A 16992-nucleotide genomic window follows, 5' to 3' on the forward strand; every position below is an offset into this window, starting at 1 on the left:
CGAGCGGGCCGCCTCCTGGGACGCCGCCACCAGCTCGGGAATCACCCGCGGGTCGACCTCGGCCGAGACCATGGTGCTCGTCACCGACAAGGTCGAGGCGACGCTGCGCTGGGCCGGCAATTCGATGACCACCAACGGTGTTTCGGTCAATCGCAGCATCACGGTGATCTCCGTCGTCCGCCAAGGATCCAGCGCGCGGATCGGCACCATGGTCTCGGCCGAGGTCGACCCGCGGGTGATTCCCGAGCTGGTGGCGGCGTCCCAGGAGGCGGCCCGCTCGGCGCCCGAGGCCGGTGACGCCGCGCCGCTGCTGGCCGACACCGGGATGCCCGTTGACTGGGACGCGCCGGCGCCCGGCACCGGCCCCCTGGTGTTCGCCGACGTCGCCGACTCCCTGAGCCGCGGCTTCCGCGGCACCGACCGCCTGTACGGCTTTGCGCACCATAGCGTTTCGACGACGTTCCTGGCGTCGTCGATGGGGCTGCGCCGACGCTACACGCAGCCTGCTGGGGCGGTGGAGATCAACGGCAAGCGCGGCGACGCGAGCGCCTGGGCGGGTATCGGCACACCCGACTTCGTCGACGTGCCAATGGATTCGTTGCTCGAGGAGTTGGCGATGCGGCTCGGGTGGGCCGAGCGCAGCGTGGGGCTGCCCGCGGGACGCTACGAGACGATCATGCCGCCCTCCACGGTCGCCGACATGATGCTGTACCTGGCCTGGTCGATGGCCGGCCGGGGCGCGCGGGAGGGCCGCACCGCCTTCTCGGCCCCCGGCGGCGGGACGCGGGTGGGGGAGCGGCTCACCGAGCTGCCGCTGACCCTGTTTTCCGACCCGATGGCGCCGGGCCTGGCGTGCACGCCGTTCGTCGCGGTGAGCAGCTCGTCGGAAACGATGTCGGTGTTCGACAACGGCATGGAGATCGGCCAGGTGGACTGGATCCGCAACGGGGTGATCAACGCGCTTGCCTACCCGCGTGCGACGGCCGCCAAATTCGATGCGGAGGTCGCCGTCGCCGCCGACAACCTGGTGATGACCGGCGGGTCGGCCGAGCTTGCGGACATGATCGCGGCCACCGAACGCGGCCTGCTGCTGACCACCCTGTGGTACATCCGCGAGGTCGACCCGACCACGCTGTTGCTCACCGGGCTGACCCGCGACGGCGTCTACCTCATCGAGGACGGTGAGGTGACGGCCGCGGTCAACAACTTCCGCTTCAACGAGAGCCCGCTGGACCTGCTGCGGCGGGCCACCGAGGCCGGGGTGAGTGAGCAGACCCTGCCCCGCGAGTGGTCCGACTGGGCCACCCGCGCGGCCATGCCGTCGCTGCGGATACCGGACTTCTACATGTCGTCGGTCAGCCAGGCGCAATAGGCGATTGCCGCTGGGCGGACCGCGTTCTAGCGTGTGACGAATGGCGGCTCCGGTTTCGGTTCGAGAAGATCAGCTGACGCGGTTGGTAGCCCTGTCTCCGGGGTCCCCGGCGGACGCTCGGGTCGCGGCCCTCGTCCGGCGGGTGTGCGCCGAGACGCTGTCGCTGCCACCGCTGCCGAGCCCCGTCGAGGTCGGCGCGCCCGAATCGGAGGCCGAAGCCGTCGTCGCCGACTTCGCCGAGCAGTTCAGCGCCGACGTCTCCGCGATCACCGAGGACCAGCGGGCCCGGCTGGTCAAGCAGCTGGGCGATGGCGCCTTCGGCGTGGTGGTCTCGATGTATGTCGCCGACTTCGTCCCGCGAGTGCGCGCCGGGCTGGAGGCACTCGGCGTCGGTTCGGAGTACATGGGCTGGGTGAACGGCGTCGCTTGGGATCACACGACGAACCCGGCGAACCTGGTGTTCAACGACTTCTTGCCCGCGGTGGCCCGGATGCGCGCGCTCGACCCGGTCACCTCCGAGCTGGTCCGGTTGCGCGGGGCGGCTCAGCACAACTGCCGGTTGTGCAAGTCGCTGCGCGAGGCCACGGCGCTCGATGCCGGCGGTTCGGAGACGCTATATGACGAGATCGGCCGCTTCGAAGCCTCGTGTTTGCTCGATGACCGCGTCAAAGCAGCGCTGCGCTACGTCGATGCGTTAATTTGGACCCCTGCGCACCTCGCCGCCGACGATGTCGCCGAGGTGCGCTCCCGGTTCTCGGACGCCGAGGCCGTGGAGCTCACCTTTGACATCATGCGGAACGCAAGCAACAAGGTCGCGGTTGCGCTTGGCGCTGATGCCCCCCGCGTCGAGCAGGGTACCGAGCGGTATCTGGTGGGTGCCGACGGCCAGACCGTATTCAGCTGACTGCTACGTCGACGTGGAGGGCTGCTGCCCGACGCCTGGCGCAGAACGAGTATCCGCTGGTTATGCCCGGGATCCGCTCGTCGTCTCTGCCTCGGCCACCCTGCGCGACACGGACGCGTCGATGATTGTTCGCCCTGGGACGAAGTAGGAAATGTTAACCCTCCGTACACGGTTCCGCAAACAAAAGTTCGTCGCTCAGGCCGCCGGCACTGGCTAAATTTATCTCTCGGCACCGAAACTGATGCGTGACGGTGATCCTCAGATGGCAGCGCCGCCTGAGTTAACGACAGTCGACCGCGCGACTGTTAGCCGTGGGCTGATTCGCTGTCTCGGCTAATTGTCGCCACACAAAGCTTGGCTAGCGTCGGGGAGCACCCCGCGCAGAGGGAGGTTCGGGGATGACAACCACCCGTTCGCGCTCGCGCATGCGAGTGTCATCGGTCTGGGCTGCCGGCGTTGCGCTGGGGGCCTCGATGCTCGGCGGCGCCGTGCTGTCGGCGCCGCAGGCTTCGGCGAATTGCACTCTGAGCCCGAAGGACGACCAGTACATCAATCTGCTCGCGCAGAACAAGATGGTGCACAACGCCGATTTCAGCGACTGCACCGAGGCCGCCGAGGGGCGTTGGTTCGCCGACCAGGTACGGAACCACCCCAATCCGTTCGGGGAGGCCCAGGAGCTGGTCAACATGATCACCAACACCACGTCGATGGACCAGAAGCAGGCCGAGTGGGAGGTCGAGTCGGCGATCTACGTTTACGCGCCGGACATGATCCCGAAGATCAAGGATCAGGCCGCGCACTTCAACTGGCCGTCCGAGTAGGGAAGGGCTGCTCACCCGCTGGGACGTCCGCGCAGGAATTGTGACGGGCTTGCGGGGATTTCGCTGCCTACCCAGCTAACTCGAGGGCAGGACACCCGCGCCTGCGGGCGCGGGTGATGGGTCCGAAGCGCGTTCGCTTGTCCTGCCACGAGCCGCGTCGCCGGAGTTCAGCTTACTGTCGTATTTCCAACTCTCGCCGTGGATTTGGCACCGGTTGTTCATTCATTGTTTGAAGAGCACGCGTTTGCCCCGCGCGGCGTTGGTGGTACCCGCTGTTCAGCGCGAAACGACACGTAGCTAATTCCACGACAAGGGGGTTCGGAGAAGTGACAACTACCCGATCGCGCGCACAAGTGCTGGCCGTGGGGGCGGCCGGTGTCGTGCTGGGAGCCGCGATGTTCGGCGGTGCCGTGCTGTCGGCGCCGCACGCATCGGCGTCGTGCAACATGAGCCCGGCCGACGACCAGTACATCAAGCTGCTGGCGCAGAACAAGATGGTGCACAACGCCGATTTCAACGACTGCAGCGAGGCCGCCGAGGGGCGTTGGTTCGCCAATCAGGTACGGGCCAACCCGAACCCGTTCGGCGAGGCGCAGGAGCTGGTGAACATGATCACCAACACCACGCCTATGTCGCAGGCCCAGGCGGAGTGGGAGGTCGAGTCGGCGATCTATGTCTACGCGCCGGACTTGATCCCCAGGCTCAAGGATCAAGCCGCGCGGCAGGCGCCCGGGCAACCCGCGCCCGCATAGGGGCCGCTCGGCTCATACCGCGGTCACGGCCACGGTCAACGCGACGCCGAATACCAGGGCGGCCGCGGCCGTGGCCGCGAGAAACCCGAGCCCGAAGCGGCGGCCGCCCGCGGTGAAGGCCAGCACCGTCTTGACGAGCAAATTGGAGCCGAGCGCGGCGGCGATGGCGACCAGGGCCGTGTCGACGGTGACGTCACCCTTGGCCGCCAGGCTGGCGGCGGCCACCGCCCCGGCGTGGGCGTCGGCGAGACCGGCGGCGAACGTGGCAAGCACCAGCCCCTGCGGGCCGAGCGCGGCGGCGCCCCACCGGCCGACGAGCAGGGCGAAGGTCAGTACCGCGGCCAGGATGAGGGCGGGCCGCAAGGTGAAAGGCCGGGTTTCCTTGGTCACTGCGGGGGTGTCGCCCTGCTCCGGCTTCTGTTGCTGGGCCCGGGTGCCGCCGCGGTAGACGAACGCGGCGACGCCGACGAGGACGAGCGCCGCAGCGACCACGGGAGGCCAGAGGCGGCGCAGCACGTCGACATCGACGAGCCCGATCACGATGAGCAGCTGCACGAAGGTAGCGAGGCTGGCCAGCAGGGCGCTGGCCAGCGGCGCACGCAAGTTTGGGGCGGTCCGGCTGAGCCTGCCCATCGACGCGGTCGTCGCGGTGGCCGAGACGAACCCGCCCGCCAAACCGGTGACCAGCAGGCCGCGTTCCGGCCCGAGCGCTCGAACGCCGATATAGCCCAACCAGCCGATACCGGTCAGCAGCACCACCAGCAGCCACACCTTCTCCGGATTCAGCACGCCGAAAGGTCCGAGCGGGCGATTGGGCAGCAGCGGCAGGATCACGAACGCCACGACGAAAAACTTGATGGCGTCCTCTAGTTCGACGTCGCTGATGATTTCGCGGGCGAACCGATGGAGGCGGGTCTTCGACACCAGCAGCCCCGCCACGACCACGGCGAGGGCTACGGCAACCGTCGGGCGGGTGTAGGCGACCGCACCGAGCAGGTAGGCGACGAGCGCGGCGAACAGTGTGGTGGTTCCAGGGTCTATGGTGCTGGTGCGAAAGTAGGCGAGCCCCAGTAGCGCCCCGACACCGACGAGACCGCCCAGCACGATCCACTGATTGAAGCTCGCGGCGATGGCCCCGACCAGTGACAGGAGCGCGAACGAACGCGACCCGGCGGGAAGCTTGCGGCCGTGACTGCGTTCTCGCTCCAGCCCGAGCAGCAACCCGACGGCCAGCGCCACCAGGAACGGCTGGATTTGCTGCCAGCTCACCACGACTCCTATTCAGCAGACCCGTCCTCGTCACCCGTCGACAACTTAGCCCGCAGACCACCGCATCGCTCGTGATGCGGGCGCTAATGTCACAGTCGACAGAGGCTTCTGGTAAGCGCGACAGCGGCCGGCCGGGCAAGGCTGCGGTACACCGCGGCGGGTTCCGTTACGGTGGAGAACGCATCCGCAGCTGGTTGGTAAAAGGGGCGGTAGCTCAGTTGGTTAGAGCCGCGGACTCATAATCCGTTGGTCGCGGGTTCGAGCCCCGCCCGCCCCACCACCTGTTGTATGACCTCGGCTGATGCTTGACATTTCGGTTCCGGGTGAGGCCTCACAGTGTTTCGGTTGATCCTTGACGCTCCGCAGATGAGGGAGTTGAGGGTGGCTGATCGCTCCAGCATGTCCGAAGTCTCCGGACCCACCGGGCGGTTCACCAGCCGTTAAGCTTGAAAGTTCCGGGCCTCTACCCGAAGGTCCGACAACCGCCGAGAGGTCGACGGCGACATGTCCGGAGGATTTCTATCGTCTCATCGGGTCCGCGCTGCGGCGCACGCGAAGGCTAAGGTCGCGCAGCGGGCGACGCGCTCGGCGAGAGTCTGCAACCGAACTGCGTTGCGGCGCAATGGAGACGCGACATGACCACACGGCTCATCTGGCAGTTGAGCCGGGCTCATGAGCGCGTCGAGCAGATCGAGGCGCGGCTAACCGGCCCGCTGGTCGTTTCCCGCCGCGGCACGATCTGCCCGACGCGACCCGAGGAGATCGTGGCGCTTCTGCACGACACGACCAGACTCACCCATCCGATGCGGGGCCACGACGACGCTCACCCCTGGGTACCCACCGGCGCGGCGCCCGCCCAACACGCCAGGTACCGGGCGCTCCTGGACCCGCTCTTCAGGCCACGAGCGTTGGCGTGGCTCATGCCATCCATCCAGGAGCACGCCGTGGCGCTCGTCGACGGGGTGGCCGCGAAGGGCCAGTGCGAGGCCGTCGGCGAGATCGGCCGCCGGCTGGCGGCCCAAACATTGCTGACGCTGCTCGGATTGCCGGCAGGCAGCCTTGAGAGGCTGCTGCATTTACTGGCGCGGCAAGCGGAATTCCCCAGGAGCGCGCCCTTCCATGCCGACCTGATCGAATACGTCAGCCAAGCAATTTCCACCGCCAGGCCGCCGGGGATCATTGCCGCGCTCCGCGGTGACTTCGAGGAAGTGGAAATACTGAGCTTTGTCTTGCTCCTGTTCGGTGCGGCAATCGAGACGACGACCGCGGGAATCGGTTTTGCCCTGTTCGAGCTGGCCACCGACCCGCAGTTGCGGGCACTCCTCATCCGCCACCCCGATCAAATCGCAACGTTTATCAACGAGGTGCTGCGCCTTTACTCTCCGATCGGCTATTGCCCGCGCGTCACCCTGGAGGAGATCACCATCGGTGGGGTGAAGGTGCCGCCGCTAACCGAACTGGAACTCTCATTGCGCACGTTGAATTTGGACGGCGGTTACCTCATAACGTACAGCGACGACAAAGTCCACGGTCGCCCGTACTACTCATTCGGCTCCGGGTCGCGGCGATGTCTCGGAATGCACGTTGCCCGAATGCAGCTGAGCGTCCTCGTCGCCGAGTTCGTGCGTCGTATCCCCGGATTCACCGTGGCGCCGGGCCACGTCGAGTTGAACGTCGGCGATGACAGCACCCGACTCGGCCCGACCGCCATGCCCTTGCAGTGGCCGACGTGAGAAGCGAAGGACGCATTGAGCCGCATGCCGGAGAAGCTGGCCAATCATGGGGTCGCGTAGGCAGGGCGCAGGCGCAGTCGACGGGCTCACCGTCCTGGGATCGACGCTGCCGCAAGAGCTTACGACGTTCATCGATCAGGTCGTGCCGATCCTGCGGCGCCGGGGTCGATTCCGTCGAGTGCACCAGGTCCACATTTCCCGATCAACCTGGGCTTGAACGACCGGCTTAAAACTCCTCGCGATCGACAACGAAGCGAACCTGACAGGCTTTGTGGATATTGCCCGGGCGGAAGCCCACGACGTCGGTATCGACGACTCGAAGACCCAGGCCCTTGAATATCGCGTGCCATTCGTCGATGCGCTTGAATTGGCAACCAAAATTCATGTCGACCAGACCCTGTGCGACGGCGTTGCCAAAGAAATCGATAAGCACTAGCGCGCGAAATTGATCGCTTTCGTCGAGCTTGGTGAATTCGGTTAGCTCGATTTGCCCCGCCGCAACCCCGGGCGGGGCCGCGGGGACGGCGTAGGTGTCTTCCTCGATAATTAGCCGCCGTGCGACACGTCGCAAATTTTTCAGCAACGGAATCAAGTCGGGTTCGTCCACGTGATGCAGGACGGTCTTGATGATCGCACTGTCGAACATGTCGTCCGCATAGGGCACGTCGACGGGCGAAGCCATCTGCCGAAACGGCAGATGTGCGGCGTCGGCGCCGCGGTAGTCCATGACGTCGGTGGTGTAGCAGTCGTAGCCGGCACGTGCGATCAGCGCAGCTAAATGACCGCGGCCGCTGCCGAAATCGAGCACCGTGCTTCCGCTGATGGCATCCGCGAAATTCGTGAAGTCCTGCACCGGCTTGCGCCGTGACTTATACGCCGAGTAGCCCTCGCTGAACCACGACCCGTCTCCCTCGGATGTGAAGAATCGTGTGTGCACCTCTTCGGCTGCTTGGTAAAGTTCACGCCCATTATCTGCCGCCAGCAAGTACTTGGATACGTCTTCCAGGGTCGCTCTCACGTCGTCGGAATAATCGGGAAAATGGGATTTGTAACTGTGTTCCAGTACCGACAAAGTAAAGTTCAGGGCGGTGGTTTCGTGCTGCAAAATCCCGTGAATAAACTCGTATTGAGCTCGTGTGGTGGCTGTTCGCACCAACAATCCTTCCGTCACGCACGCTTCAAACGCCTGGCGCGGCATCGTTGGGTAGCGGCAGGCGGAGGCCAAAGCAATTGACTGAAAGCATGGTATCAGTGCATTGCGAATAGAGATATTTGGCGAAAGAGCCGTTAAATTTCCCTGGTTCGCCTTTACATCGTTGCTCAAGGCGCGTAAAGCAAAGACGGCCAGCTGAATGACGCGGCCGCGGCTCGCCACTTCGGCCGCCGAGCGAAAGCCCGTGTGACATGCGGTTCTCACCGGTCCCGACCCCACCGCTTCGACCCGGGCGCCTCGAACGCTGTCGAAAAGCGTCATTGAGGGCAAACGATCGCGGACGCGTAGCGCTCCCGTCGTCAGCGTGCCCGCGGCGCCGACGCGGCAGCTCAATGAAGTGTCCTGTGAGCCAGCGCATTCCACGGGGCGAATGTGAGCAGAGACACATCCCACCGGTGCACGGGCCCACCCCCGGTTAGGGTGCAGCCTATGGCGGTGCTGCGTGGCAAGAGGATCTTGTTCGACATCGATGGCACCCTGGTCGACTCGACCGCCACCGTCGAACGCTCCTGGGGCACCTGGGCCGACGAGTACGGCGTCGACTACCAAGAGGTGCTCAAGGTGTGCCATGGCAGGCGGACCGAGGACACCGTCGCGCAATTCGTCGCACCACACGACCGCGTCGCTGCGACAGCCCGGCTACTCGCTCTGCAGGGGCTGGCCGATCTCGACGGTGTCGTGGCGCTACCGGGAGCACGCCGACTGCTTGATGCCCTCCCACATGGTCACTGGGCCGCAGTGACTTCGGGTCCGCGCTCGTTGATGGCCGCCCGACTGGCGGCGGCGCAGCTCCCCGCTCCGAAATTGCTGATCGGTGCAGAGGATGTAGCAGACGGCAAGCCAAACCCCCAGGGCTACCTCAAGGCGGCCGCCGCGCTGGGCCTCGACGCCCAGGAGTGCGTGGTCGTGGAGGATGCGCCCGCGGGCGTCGGCGCTGGGCGGGCCGCGGGGGCGCAAGTGCTTGCCGTCACCACCACTCACCGTGCGACCGAACTGGCAGACGCCGACGTCGTCGTCGGCGATCTCTCCTGCGTTGACGTCGAGGTCACCGATACCGGTGTCGCCCTGCTGATCAACTGAAGCGGTACGAACTCTGCCGGCCTCTTCTCGGATGCCTCGCCCCACGACCGGTGTGCGCGCCGCCCACGGATTGCGGCCCGTGCCCGCGCTGTAAGTTCGTCCGCGGCCATAACGACCGTGGCCGCCTGCGCCACTGACATGACGCGAGAGGACGCCGATGAGAACGATCGCATACCGCCGCGCGGGAGTCGTTGGCCTGGCCGCCGTCGCGCTGATCGCCGTGGGCTGCACCGATACTAAAAGCGCCAGCCCGTCGGCGCCGCAGCGGGGCGGGGTCAGCGTTACCTCCGCACCTCAACAGCCGGCGCCGCCCACCGAAGTGAAGCTCGCCGGGGAGCGCGGGGTCGAGGTGACGCTGACCGGACCGATCGCTGCGAAGTACGCGTCGGCAACCCAGAGTCAGAAGGACGCTCTGGGCAAGCCCCTGACGGGTGACCACAACGCGGGCACCCGACCGAGCGGGCTGGTGTTCCAGCAGTTCCGAGGCGGCGTGATCACCGCGAAGAACGGCGACACCGGTACGCCCGCCTACATCACGCTGGGCAGAATCCGGGAGGCCTGGAACGTGCCACGCGACCCGTCCGGCGTACCCGCGATCACCGGTGAGAACGGGTCGGCGGGCCCGTTGGGCTTCCCGACCAGCGACGCCAACACCGTCGGCGATGCGCTCGTGTCCAACTTCGAGCACGGCCAAATTGCGTACAACCCGACGACCGACCAGCTCCAGGTGACGGTCAACGGCAAGGTCGTACCGTCCGGGCTGTAGCCCTGAATCGTCGCGCGGCGGGCGGGCGGGCGCACTCCACGGGCCCGTGTTGCTCCACAGCGAACACCTGAGGTCCGCGCGGGGGCGCCGCCAGCATCCCCGGCGATAAACTGACGCCTTCGACGTCGCAGGTGGCGCCGCTGACGCGGCGATGTGAAAGGTGGTGCGCGGTGACCGGGTCCGGTGGCGAGGCGGCCTCCGCCGTCGAGCACGCCATGCGGTCCGACGAAGAGGCGGCCGCGGGTTATCGAGGGTGGCTGGCCGCCGCACAGCGGGCCGGTCGACGGGTGCTGCAGGAGCCCGACGGCACCTACGTGCTGTGGCGGCGCGACGACGTCCTCGCCGCCGTCCGCGATGGCGATCTTTTCGCGAGCCGCCAAAGCGAACTGATGCCCGGCAATCCGCCGTTCGGGCCGTACCGGGAAATCATGGTCGACCTGTTGTTCAATCCGGTCAATTCGCGCGAAATGCTGAGTCCCGTGCGCGGGATCATCGAAAAATGCGTCGATGCCGTGGCGACGAAGCTTGACCGCTGCGACGGGGCGCGCGTCGCCGAGGTGGTGTGGCGCGCGGCATTCGTCGCGGTCTGTGGGCTGCCGACGGACACCCCCATCGAAGCCGTCAACCCGATGCTGGTCGGGGCGATCCGCCGAGCACCGCTCGGTGGCCCCGACGTGATCAGCCGCCTCGCCACCGAACCGCTCACCGACGAAGAAGTGCTGGGCATCATCGGCGCGGTGCTGCGCGGTCTGGTTTTCACGTCGTTCGCTATCAAGGCCGGGCTGGCGGTGCTGGCGCGGAAGCCGATGCTTCAGCGGGAGCTACGCGAAAACCCGGACCGGCAACGCCGGTTCATCGAGGAGCTGCTGCGGCTGGATGGCGGGGCGAAAACCGTCTCACGAAGAACGACTCGGAGCGTGACAATCGGAGAAACGACCATCCCGGCCGGGTCCCCGGTCCATCTGTGTGTCGGACTGGTTCATCGTGACGAGGCCGACGACATGTCCGGCCACAGCATCAAACTGGATGGTCCGCAACGGCATTGGAGCTTCGGGGGAGGCCCGCACCGGTGTCCGGCCTCGCACCTGGCCCGGGACCTGCTGGGGATGTTCTTCGAGGTCTGGCTTGCCGAGGTCCCGTTCTTCTGGTTCGACTCAGATGGTGGCGATGTCCCCAACGCGTGGCATCCCAAGCCCTACAACCCGGCGCCCAATGAGATCTTCGAGGGATGGTTCCCGGGTCAGGTGCCGCTCAGGTGGCGACCGGAGCCGTGACCAGGCACGGATCAGGTGCCCGCTGCTTCCTCGGCCGAGTGGTCCATTCGATCGACGCGCTATCGTCTGCGGGTGGCCATATCGACTCCTGCGAGCACAGCGGTCGCGACAGTGCTTGCGGTAACCGCGTGCGTGACGGCGCCCCTCGTCGCCGCTGACCCGACACCCCAGCAGTCGCCGTTTCCGACCGGGAAAGCCGGCACCACGATCCACGTGACGGAGTACAGCGGCGCGACCGCCGACGTCACCCTCAACAACGCGAACTGGGTCTCGTCCGGCTGCTCGCTCAGCGGCGGGGGCTGCAACGTCATCGAGCTCACCATCGTCGGCAAGTCCGATACACCCTTCAGCTACAGCCAGACCTCAGTGACCGCCGCGTCGTCGCCGTGGCGGCAAGACCCGTATCGGGACATCCAAGGCGCCTCACCCACGATTGACTACCAGAAGATCAACAAGACGCCGCCGCTGCGCTCGGGAAGCGTCACCAACGGCCAGACCGCTCACGGATTCATCGCCTACGACGCCAGCGTCGCCCAGGGCGACGTTTACGTCGAATTCCTCGACCCCAACGCTCCGGCGGCGCCCACCCCGCTGGCGGGCTGGAAAGTCCACACCTAGCAACCCATAGGTATCTGACAAGCTGTCGGCGTGAACGAACCGTGTCCCTGCGGCGGCGGTGCCACCTATCGCGTGTGCTGCGGACCGCTTCACGATGGCGAGTCGCAAGCCGGTTCGGCTGAGGAACTGATGCGATCGCGCTACTCGGCGTTCGCCTACGGTCACGCCGACTATCTGTTCCGCACATGGCATCCGCGCACCCGTCCGGCCGACGTGACGGTCGACCCGCGTATCAGATGGACCGGCCTGAACGTGATCGAACTGCGCGAGGGCGGGCCGGACGACGATTTCGGTGAGGTGGAGTTCACGGCCCGGTTCGAGTCCGCGGGTCGCGCGGGAAGCCTGCACGAGCGCAGTCGTTTCGAGCGCCGCGCCGGCCGATGGTTCTACCTCGACGCCGCCGCCGCGGAATGACCGGGGAAAGGGTTGGTTGCTCCGGTCGCCTGATGGAGCGAGTGACGGGACTCGAACCCGTGTATACGGCTTTGCAGGCCGCTGCCTAGCCGCTCAGCCACACCCGCATGAACCATCAGCATTCCAGCGCGTGCGCCTGCCGCCTACCGTTTTCCTCACCCCGATCGATTTGGCCTAGCGGCGGTCTGCGCCCCACCGGGAATCGCCGGTTAAATTACCCCTATGCGCGTTGCTCGCCTGATCGGCGCAGTCCTGGCGATCCTCATGACGGGACTGCTGATGCCCGCCCCCGCCGGCGCGCAACCACCGTCCAAGCTCATGGACCACGTCACCGACGGCGTCGGGGCGTTGACGGATCCCGGTCGGGCGGCGGTCAATGCGGCGATCGACCGGCTCTACAGCCATCGGCATATTCAGCTGTGGGTGGTCTACGTCGACAACTTTTCCCGGTTCAAACCCGATAACTGGGCCGAGCGAACCCGCGGCGCCAGCGGGTTGGGCGACCACGACGCGCTGCTGGCGGTAGCCACCAACACGAAGCTCTACGCGTTTTCGGTGCCGCCCAATACGGGGGGCGTCACGCCGGACGAGCTGAACCGTCTGCGCAGCAACCAGATTGAACCCGCGGTGGCCGTCAAAGACTGGAGCGGTGCTGCGGTCGCCGCGGCAGATGGGTTGAACAAGGCGGCGGGCACCTCAAAGCCGATGTGGGTGCCGATCGCGATCGGCCTCGGCGTCCTGGTGTTGATCGTCGTGCTGTTTCTCGTGTTCTATCGGGTGCGCCGCCGCCGGCGTGCACCACGGCGGGTCGACCCCGGCGATGGCCAGATCAGCGTGGGCGATTCGGCGGGGCAGGCGTTGTCCACCGCGGACACCAGATTGCGCCAAATCTCCGACTACGTCGCCCGACACCACGACAGCGTCGGCGCCGGGGCGCTGGCCCGAGTCGACGAGGCGAAAGGACATTTCGCGGCGGCGCAAGCCAAGGAAGCAAACAACGCCGCTGAAGCAATCGCCCACGCCAATCGGGCTTCGACGCTGGCCGCGCAGGCGCAAACGCTGGCGAACGCCGACGTGCTGGCGGCACACCGCCCACCACGAGGTCGGGGCTCCACATCCGCCCGATGATCGTTGCGCCAACCGCGGCGTCAGAAGCAGCCGCTCACATGAATCCGTCGGCCGCCTCCCACACAGACGTTGACCGGGGGCGGCGGTGGCGGCGGTGGCGGAAAGTCTTGCGGCAGCGGCGCATACGCCTCCGGCGGCGTCACATTGGCGTTGACCGTATCGGCGATGTTCGTGCACCCGCTCACGGAAACACGCCTGCCGACGCTTGCGCAGACGTCCGCGTTGGCCACGTCGGCGGGCTGCACGACGGCATAGATCTCTGGAATGGCGGCAAAGGCCAACGCCGCCAGCGCACCTGCAGTCCAAGACCGCACGTTCATCGGGATCTCCTTCCCATCACGGCTGCGCTCACGCGCACCGGAGGCGAATCGAGGGCGCTTGTGGGGCATGCTCGCACAGCCCGACAGTCAGGGAGTCGCGCCGACCTGCCCGAGTAGCGGTGTCCACTGGCAGCGTTGCCTGATGTCGGCCAGCGGTTGGCGAATGTTCTCGAGATCGGACTGCTCCTGCGGGTTGGCGTTGAAGTACTGCTGCACGTCCTCCCGAATCTGATCCTTGGGCTGATCCTGCAGGCCGGTGTAGAACCCGTTGAGGTCCGGATGGGTGTACAGATACGTCGAGAGCGCCGCGGCCACACCGGCCGCAACGCCGGCCATGTCGGCTGCCGTGCAGTTGGGGGGCCGGGGCGGCGGATCGGCCACGGCGGTCCCCGCGGTCGCACATAGCAGGGTGCCGCTGAGCGCGCCGGCGCCGATCGCCCCGACCAGTAGCCGGCGCGTGAACAGATCTGCGAGGAACATGACTGGCTCCTTTATCCGGCGATGAACCTGGCCGGGACCGATGTCGGTTGCCGCCCGCTTCAAGCTGAGTCGAGCTGCAATTGGCATGGTGTCAACTCTGGGCACGCCGCGAGGGTCATTACTCGGGCCGAAAGTCACTACTAGGACGGCCAACCGTCAGCAGATTGCCTATTCGGCGTTCATGGGTGAGCGCACGACGCGAACGCCGTCGAAGACGAGTTTGTGGGCCGGCCGGCGCAGGGCCTCGATGGTGCCGTCCGCATGCGCGATGACTCCGCCGCCCGAGGGGATCCCGAGCCCGGCGGCCGCTCCGCCCAGCGATTCGATGGTTCGCGCCAGCCGTGCCCAACCGGCTCGCTCGTCGTGCGCGTCGACGACCAGGGGGACCAGACCGAACACGTCGAATAGCCCCGGCTCGGGGGATTGCGGTGCCTCGACCATCCCGTAACGCCCGAGCTGGACGGCGCCGGCCGAGATGCCCACCAGGACCGCCCCGCGGGCGTACCGGTCCAGGATGACGTCCCTCATGCCGGTTTCCTCGAACGTGTGCCAGCCGAGACGCGCGTCGCCGCCCGCGAGGACGATCAGCTGGGCGCCCTCGAGGAAGGCGCGGTCTGCGCGGTCGAACGACGAGTCGATCATGCGACGGTCGGTGATCCCGACGGCCTCCACCGCCGCCTCGAAGATGTCGTAGAACTCGGGGCGATCCCCGTTGGAGGCGCCAAGGTAGGCCGCGCTCGGCGGTGTGGCCCCGGCCAACCGCTCGACGGCTTCTTCGAGGAGCAGTCGGCCCCGCCGCCTCCAGAACAGCAGCTGGCTGTCCGCCAGCAGATAAAGCGGCTGATGTAGTGGGGCAATACTCATAACGGCCATCGTCGGTGGGGCGATTCAAAGCGTGGTCAAGACCGAGTAAACCCCCTATGTCCGGCCTTGACGATCAACGCCGCCCGTAGGGATCGCTCAGGTGAACGGTTAGGTTTGTATCCATGGGCAACGAAGGGGGTGGATCGGCGTTCACCTGGCAGGGCCGGCGCGAGCTGGTGAGCCAGATACACGAACAACTCGACGAGCTGGTGGCGGCTCGCGACCAGATGGAACAACTGGTGCGGGTCATCAGCGAAGTCGGTTCCGATCTCGACCTGGACGTGACGCTGCATCGCATCGTCACGGGCGCGATCGAGCTGACCGGCTCCCGCTACGCAGCCCTGGGCATCCGCGCTCCCGACGGCACCCTGGCCACTTTCGTCCGCGCCGGCATGGACGAGCAAACGGCGCGGCAACTCGGCGAATTGCCGGTGGGCGACGGTCTGCGCCTCGACGACGTGAGTGCCCATCCGCAGGCCGGCGAGCTGCAAGCCCACCATCCGCCGATGCGGGCGCTCCTGGGGTTGCCGATCACGGTGCGGGCGGCCGACTTCGGAAGCCTCTACCTGGTCGACGATCGCCCCGGCCGGGTGTTCACCGACTCCCAGGCCGCCGCCGTGCGGGCGCTGGCGATTGCGGCCGCGGCGGCCATCGACAACGCGCGGCTGTTCGAGCGGGAACGTGAGTCGGCCAAGTGGACGAAGGCCAGCCGCGAGATCACCACCGCGCTGCTGTCCGGCGACCCACAGACCGGGCCGTTGCAGCTGATCGTGAACCGGGCGCTGGAGTTGGCCGGAGCCGAGCAGGCCATCCTGCTGGTCCCCAAGGAGCCCGACCTGCCCGCCGAAGAGGTCAACACCCTCGTCGTCGCCGCGACGGCCGGGCGGTACTCCTCCGAGGTGATCGGTCGCCAGGTGCCGATGGACGGCTCCACCACCGGCGGTGTCGCGCGGCGAGGCCTGCCGTTGATCACCGATTCCTTCCAATACCCGATCGAGGGATTCACCGACGTCGGCGAACGCTCCGCGATCGTCATGCCGCTGATCGCCGACGGCGCGGTGCTCGGCGTCATCGCCGTCGCCCGCGACCCGCAGCAGTCCCCGTTCGGCAGCGACTACCTCGAACTGGTCAGCGACTTCGCCCGGCACGCGGCCATCGCCCTGGCGCTGGCGGCGGGTCGCGAACACGCGCTGAATCAGGAACTCGCGCAAGCCGACACCGTCGACGAGGCGATCAACGCCGCGGCCGAGGAGTTGCGCCGACTATGGCGGGCCCGTCGCGTCGTGGCGGTCACCTTCCCAACTCACGGCTCGTCGAACGAAACCGCTTACGCGGCACCGCAAGTCGTATCGGTAGGCGAGTCCGCGCAGTGGGATGAACTGCCGCCCGCCACCCAACAGATGCTCAGCTCACTGCGAGACGGCGACCTCCTCACCCCCAGCACCGGGGACGCCGGGACGGCGGGCATCGCGCTGCAGCATCCCGAAGGCGTGCTCGTGGTGTGGATCGATCTGGCCGAGCGGCGGGCGTTCACCCTCGAGGACCAGACTCTGCTCACGGTCCTCGCGGGCCGCCTGGGCCAGGGCCTGCAGCGGGTCCATCAGGTCGACCAGCAGCGCGAAACCGCGCTGGCGCTGCAGCACGCGATCCTGGGCCCCGCCGATCTGCCGCACGGCTTCGCGGTGCGCTACCAGGCCGCCAGCCGGCCGCTCCAGGTCGGCGGCGACTGGTACGACATCGTCGACCTGGACGACGGGCGCATCACGATGGTCGTCGGCGACTGCGTCGGGCACGGCCTGGCCGCCGCCACCGTGATGGGCCAGGTGCGCAGCGCCTGCCGGGCGCTGCTGTTCGAAAATCCAAGCCCGGGCGCCGCTTTGGCCGGGATGGATCGCTTCGCGGCGCGGTTGCCCGGCGCTGGAATACACCAGCTCCCCCGTCTCCGGGTTGAGCACCGCGCAGACGGCGGTGGTGCACTGGGCGC

General features: G+C 67.0%; 17 protein-coding genes and 2 tRNA genes. 13 read left to right on the forward strand and 6 right to left on the reverse strand.

The features are described 5' to 3' along the window. Positions 1 to 70: 70 nt before the first annotated feature. The 4 genes from A5713_RS00455 to A5713_RS00470 all read left to right on the forward strand — a co-directional run bounded on the left by A5713_RS00455 (position 71) and on the right by A5713_RS00470 (position 3849). A complete protein-coding gene (locus A5713_RS00455; protein ID WP_082972695.1) occupies positions 71 to 1372 on the forward strand; it encodes a metallopeptidase TldD-related protein in 1302 nt (433 codons plus the stop codon). 40 nt (positions 1373 to 1412) lie between these two features. After that, entirely contained in the window at positions 1413 to 2276 is an 864-nt protein-coding gene (locus A5713_RS00460) for a carboxymuconolactone decarboxylase family protein (RefSeq protein ID WP_068091351.1), read from the forward strand. Positions 2277 to 2674: 398 nt separating this feature from the next. After that, a complete protein-coding gene (locus A5713_RS00465) occupies positions 2675 to 3097 on the forward strand; it encodes a DUF732 domain-containing protein (protein WP_067917436.1) in 423 nt (140 codons plus the stop codon). Between the two features lie 362 nt (positions 3098 to 3459). Further along, positions 3460 to 3849 (forward strand): DUF732 domain-containing protein, encoded by a 390-nt coding sequence (locus A5713_RS00470; protein ID WP_068091377.1) that lies wholly within the window; start codon positions 3460 to 3462, stop codon positions 3847 to 3849. Positions 3850 to 3861: 12 nt separating this feature from the next. Here A5713_RS00470 and A5713_RS00475 read toward each other — a convergent pair whose 3' ends face one another. Further along, positions 3862 to 5118, reverse strand: a complete 1257-nt coding sequence (locus tag A5713_RS00475) for a DUF4010 domain-containing protein (RefSeq protein WP_068091379.1) — start codon at positions 5116 to 5118, stop codon at positions 3862 to 3864. A gap of 203 nt (positions 5119 to 5321) precedes the next feature. Between A5713_RS00475 and A5713_RS00480 the strand changes: the two genes are divergently transcribed. After that, positions 5322 to 5398 (forward strand) — tRNA-Ile (locus tag A5713_RS00480). Between the two features lie 355 nt (positions 5399 to 5753). Next, positions 5754 to 6851, forward strand: coding sequence for a cytochrome P450 (locus A5713_RS00485; protein WP_068091353.1), 1098 nt, complete (start codon positions 5754 to 5756; stop codon positions 6849 to 6851). A gap of 226 nt (positions 6852 to 7077) precedes the next feature. Here A5713_RS00485 and A5713_RS00490 read toward each other — a convergent pair whose 3' ends face one another. Then, complete coding sequence (locus A5713_RS00490; RefSeq protein WP_082972694.1) at positions 7078 to 8325, reverse strand: bifunctional 2-polyprenyl-6-hydroxyphenol methylase/3-demethylubiquinol 3-O-methyltransferase UbiG; 1248 nt, start codon at positions 8323 to 8325, stop codon at positions 7078 to 7080. A gap of 168 nt (positions 8326 to 8493) precedes the next feature. On the opposite strand from A5713_RS00490, the gene A5713_RS00495 reads away from it, so the two are divergent. From A5713_RS00495 to A5713_RS00515, 5 genes are all read left to right on the forward strand, one after another. Beyond that, on the forward strand, positions 8494 to 9144 hold the full coding sequence (locus A5713_RS00495; RefSeq protein WP_068091357.1) for an HAD-IA family hydrolase: 651 nt from the start codon (positions 8494 to 8496) through the stop codon (positions 9142 to 9144). Positions 9145 to 9301: 157 nt separating this feature from the next. Further along, entirely contained in the window at positions 9302 to 9910 is a 609-nt protein-coding gene (locus tag A5713_RS00500) for an LGFP repeat-containing protein (RefSeq protein ID WP_068091358.1), read from the forward strand. Between the two features lie 170 nt (positions 9911 to 10080). Then, entirely contained in the window at positions 10081 to 11184 is a 1104-nt protein-coding gene (locus tag A5713_RS00505; RefSeq protein ID WP_068091361.1) for a cytochrome P450, read from the forward strand. 78 nt (positions 11185 to 11262) lie between these two features. Next, the gene (locus A5713_RS00510) at positions 11263 to 11802 is read left to right on the forward strand and encodes a hypothetical protein (RefSeq protein WP_068091382.1); all 540 of its coding nucleotides are present in this window, start codon (positions 11263 to 11265) and stop codon (positions 11800 to 11802) included. Positions 11803 to 11832: 30 nt separating this feature from the next. Further along, positions 11833 to 12216 (forward strand): YchJ family protein, encoded by a 384-nt coding sequence (locus A5713_RS00515; protein WP_068091363.1) that lies wholly within the window; start codon positions 11833 to 11835, stop codon positions 12214 to 12216. A gap of 33 nt (positions 12217 to 12249) precedes the next feature. Here A5713_RS00515 and A5713_RS00520 read toward each other — a convergent pair. Then, positions 12250 to 12323, reverse strand: a tRNA-Cys gene (locus A5713_RS00520). 115 nt (positions 12324 to 12438) lie between these two features. On the opposite strand from A5713_RS00520, the gene A5713_RS00525 reads away from it, so the two are divergent. Further along, entirely contained in the window at positions 12439 to 13344 is a 906-nt protein-coding gene (locus A5713_RS00525) for a YgcG family protein (protein ID WP_068091365.1), read from the forward strand. A 20-nt stretch (positions 13345 to 13364) separates the two neighbouring features. Here A5713_RS00525 and A5713_RS27115 read toward each other — a convergent pair whose 3' ends face one another. The 3 genes from A5713_RS27115 to A5713_RS00535 form a co-directional block, all read right to left on the reverse strand. Then, positions 13365 to 13664 (reverse strand): hypothetical protein, encoded by a 300-nt coding sequence (locus A5713_RS27115; RefSeq protein ID WP_082972696.1) that lies wholly within the window; start codon positions 13662 to 13664, stop codon positions 13365 to 13367. 87 nt (positions 13665 to 13751) lie between these two features. Continuing rightward, positions 13752 to 14144, reverse strand: coding sequence for a heme-binding protein (locus A5713_RS00530; RefSeq protein ID WP_068091368.1), 393 nt, complete (start codon positions 14142 to 14144; stop codon positions 13752 to 13754). 168 nt (positions 14145 to 14312) lie between these two features. Beyond that, positions 14313 to 15008, reverse strand: coding sequence for a Type 1 glutamine amidotransferase-like domain-containing protein (locus A5713_RS00535; RefSeq protein ID WP_068091371.1), 696 nt, complete (start codon positions 15006 to 15008; stop codon positions 14313 to 14315). 122 nt (positions 15009 to 15130) lie between these two features. Between A5713_RS00535 and A5713_RS00540 the strand changes: the two genes are divergently transcribed. Next, positions 15131 to 16992, forward strand: a 1862-nt coding sequence (locus A5713_RS00540; RefSeq protein ID WP_231980201.1) for a GAF domain-containing protein, incomplete at its 3' end; no start/stop codon positions are given.

It is taken from the genome of Mycobacterium sp. E2497 (assembly GCF_001668695.1).
GTDB lineage: Bacteria > Actinomycetota > Actinomycetes > Mycobacteriales > Mycobacteriaceae > Mycobacterium.